Below are 3,953 nucleotides of genomic sequence, written 5' to 3'. Positions count from 1 at the left end.
CGACCGGATTGGGAGAAATTCGCTCACATTCAGTTCACCACGCTCACCGATGACGAGCAGTCCTTCATCGACAACGAAGTGGTGCAATTGTGCGACATGCTTGATGAGTGGCAGATCTTCCACGAACTGCGAGACCTGCCCGAAGAGGTCTGGGATTTCCTCAAGCACAAGGGCTTTTTCAGCCTGATCATTCCCACCGAATACGGCGGCAAGGCCTTCTCGCCCTATGCGCAAAGCCGCATCATGAGCAAGATTGCCACCCGCTCACTCACCGCCGCCGTCACCGCCATGGTGCCCAACTCTCTCGGCCCGGGTGAACTGTTGGCGGAATACGGCACCCAGGAACAGAAAGACCGCTGGTTGCCCGGCCTTGCCAAGGGCGACGAGATTCCCTGCTTTGGCCTTACCGGGCCGGAAGCCGGTTCCGATGCCGGCGCCATTCCCGATACCGGCGTCATCTGCAAAGGCAAGATCGACGGCAAGGAAGTGCTGGGCATGCGCCTGAACTTCGCCAAACGCTGGATCACCCTGGCCCCGGTGGCCACGGTGGTGGGGCTTGCGTTCAAGCTTTATGACCCGGAAAAACTGCTCGGTGATGAGGAAGACCTCGGTATCACCTGCGCCCTGATTCCCGCCGACACCAAAGGCGTGGAAATCGGCCGCCGGCACTACCCCGGTTCCCCGTTCATGAACGGCCCCATCAATGGCAAGGATGTGTTCGTGCCTCTCGATGCCATCATCGGCGGCCCGGATATGGCCGGCAAAGGCTGGCGCATGCTGATTGAATGCCTCGGTGCCGGCCGCGGCGTCTCCCTGCCTGCACTGGCCACCGCCAGTGGCGAAATGGGCTACCGGATGACCGGTGCCTTTGGCCGCATTCGTCGCCAGTTCAATACGGCCGTCGGCGAATTCGAGGGCGTACAGGAAGCGTCCGCCGATGTGGCGGCGCTGGCCTACACCCTGGAAGCCTACCGCCATCTGGTGACCCGTTCGCTGGAAGACGGCGCACCGTCCGTGGTGACCGCCATGGCCAAATACCATGCCACCGAAATGATGCGTGAGCTGATCAACCACGGCATGGATATCGCCGGTGGCCGCGGCATCCAGCTGGGCCCGCGTAACTTCCTGGCCCTGCCCTATCAGTCCACCCCCATTGCCATCACCGTGGAAGGGGCCAACATCCTCACCCGCTCACTGATGATCTTCGGCCAAGGCGCCATGCGCTGCCATCCGTTCCTCTATGACGAACTGCAAGCCATACAGGCGGAAGACAAGAAGCAGGGGCTGCAGGACTTCGATGACCTGTTCTTCTCCCATGCAGGCCATACGCTGGGCAATATCAGCAGTGCCATCGTGCAGGCCTTCGCGGGCCCCTACCTGTCTGATGCCCCCGGTAATTCCGACGCGTTCAGTGCGCCCTGGTATCGTCTGGTCAGCCGCTACAGTGCGGTACTGGCCAGCGTCTCGGACATGGCCCTGGCGCTGCTGGGCGGCGATCTGAAGCGGCGCGAGCTGCTGTCCGCCCGGCTGGGTGATGTGCACAGCCANCTGCTGATTGCCTGTGCCATTCTCAAGTACCACGCCACCCTGCCCCGCGATGAGGCCAACGATGCCCATGCGCACTATGCGCTGCGGCTGGCCTTCAGCCGGGCCCACGACTCCCTGGAAGCGTTCTCGCGCAACTTCGGTTTCTTTGGCCTCGGCCACGTGCTCAAGCGCCTGTTCTTCCCGCTGGGTCGCCCCTGCAAGGCCCAGGCACCCAGCGACGATCAGATACGCACTCTGGGGCAGATGATCATGGAACCCAGTTCGGTGCGTGATGCGCTGGCGGAACCCGCCTATATCTCCCAGGATCCGGAGGATTCCATCGGCCGCGTGGAAGCCACCTTCAACAAACTGTTGGAAGTGGAGCCCGGCTTCCTTGCTTACCTGAAGGCAGAAGGCAAAGGTCAACTGGAAGGCGAGACCGTGCTGGAAAAACTGCAGGATGCGGCCCGCAAGGGCATCATCAACGAGAGCCAGGTAGAGGCCATCAACGAGTACGACGCCATGCGTTACGACTGCCTGCTCACCGACGCCTTCGACAAGGACCTGAAAGAAGTGAAGGTTCACGCCGAACGGCCAATGATGTAAACCACCGGGGCGGGATGGTGCTCACCATTCCGCCCTTCTCTTCTTTTCCAGTCCCTCCTGCCAGCCGGCTCCGAAGTGACGTTCCGGCTTGCGATGAACCTGCACCGCTGCACAAAAATTAACCAGTGCTCATTTTCACAAAAAGGCAACGCTGACGTTTTTGCGCAAAATGCTGCTTTTTCCAGCAGTTAATCCCCGATCTGCCCAATCTCACAGAGATTTAACATTCAGATCACCCTTTTGGCGCTTTTACGCATGGTCGCTTTCGTCTAGTCTTGCCCAAATTACGCCCCACTGGGCCCGGAGCGCCTTTTTGCCTCCCTTTGCCCCTCGGACAACAGGTCAGTAATGACAGCAGTCGTCGAAGAAAAAACCGCAATCGAATTCAAGGGCCGCATGCTGATGATGACGGTCCTCCAGTTGAAAAATCTGGATGCCAATGTCCTCCACCAACAGGTGAGTCAGCGCCTGGAAGACGCCGCCCAGTGGCTACAGGAAGCCCCCGTGGTAATCGATGTGAGCCCGGAGCTGGATAGCGATCCCGTGGCGCTGATGGCCGCTGTGGATACGCTGCGCAGCCTGGGGGTCAATCTGGTTGCCCTGGCCCGTAGCGAAAACATTGATACGGACACAGCAAGCATGCTGGGTCTGGGCACGTTGAGCCTGGCCGGCGGCCGTGATGTACCCCGCCGCGCCGAACCCGCACCGGCCACGGACGATGGTGCTGCGAACAGCAAGCCCGCTGCTCAGCAGGTTGAAACCATGGTCATCGACCAGCCGGTACGCTCCGGTCAGCAGGTCTACAGCCGTGGCGACCTGATCGTGCTCGCCCCGGTGAGCACCGGCGCGGAAATCATGGCCGACGGCAACATTCATGTGTACAGCAACCTGCGCGGCCGCGCCCTGGCCGGGGTTCGCGGCGATACCAGCGCACGTATTTTTTGCCAGCAACTGAATGCCGAACTGGTATCCATTGCCGGCCATTATCGGGTAGCCGAAGACCTGCCCGAGTCATACCGTAACCGGCCCGTGCATCTATACATGCAGGGCGAAGCGATGCATTTTACCGCGCTGAACTAGCGTGCATGAAACATGGAAGGTAAGGAGAAGAGCGTGACGAAGATCGTGGTCGTGACATCCGGCAAGGGTGGCGTCGGCAAAACCACCACCAGTGCAGCGCTGGCCACAGGCCTTGCCCTGCGCGGTTTTAAAACCACTGTGATTGATTTTGATGTGGGCCTGCGCAACCTGGACCTGATCATGGGGTGCGAACGCCGTGTGGTCTATGATCTGGTCAACGTGATCAGTGGCGATGCCAACATCAAGCAAGCGCTGATCAAGGACAAGAAGGTGGACAACCTGTTCATCCTCCCGGCCTCCCAGACCCGCGACAAGGACGCCCTCACCATTGAAGGCGTGGAAGGCGTGCTCAACGCCCTGCGTGATGACATGCAGATGGACTACATTATCTGCGACAGCCCCGCCGGCATCGAAAAAGGCGCCCTGATGGCCGCCTACTTCGCCGATGAGGCCGTGGTCGTCACCAACCCGGAAGTCTCCAGCGTACGGGACTCCGACCGCATCATCGGCATTTTGGCCAGCAAGACCCGCCATGCCGAACAAGGCGATGGCGATATTCCCTCTCGCTTGCTGCTGACACGTTACTCCCCGGAACGGGTGGAAAACGGGCAGATGCTCTCGGTGGAAGACGTGCAGGAAATCCTCGCCATCGAACTGTTGGGCGTGATTCCGGAATCCCAGGCGGTACTCAACGCCAGCAACTCCGGCAGCCCGGTGATTCTGGATACAGAGTCCGATGC

General features: G+C 60.3%; 3 protein-coding genes. All 3 read left to right on the top strand.

Going from position 1 to position 3,953, the window contains the following annotated elements:
• Positions 1-2,133 (top strand): acyl-CoA dehydrogenase (locus tag A3754_RS08085; RefSeq protein WP_063519273.1); only part of this gene is annotated, 2,133 nt, incomplete at its 5' end.
• Positions 2,134-2,481: 348 nt separating this feature from the next.
• Positions 2,482-3,213 carry a septum site-determining protein MinC gene (gene minC, locus A3754_RS08080; protein ID WP_063519272.1) on the top strand — a complete coding sequence of 244 codons (732 nt, stop codon included), beginning with the start codon at positions 2,482-2,484 and terminating at the stop codon, positions 3,211-3,213.
• A gap of 33 nt (positions 3,214-3,246) precedes the next feature.
• Positions 3,247-3,953: septum site-determining protein MinD (minD, locus tag A3754_RS08075; RefSeq protein WP_063519271.1), on the top strand; the 707-nt coding region annotated here is incomplete at its 3' end.

Source organism: Alcanivorax sp. HI0083 (assembly GCF_001635175.1).
Note: the sequence above shows the minus strand (reverse complement) of the source record. Positions and strands in the feature narration are given on the sequence as shown.

What these genes read in the sequence shown, in the direction of transcription:
- minC (WP_063519272.1), top strand. Translation starts at nt 2,482, where the DNA reads ATGACAGCAGTCGTCGAAGAAAAAACCGCAATCGAATTCAAGGGCCGC.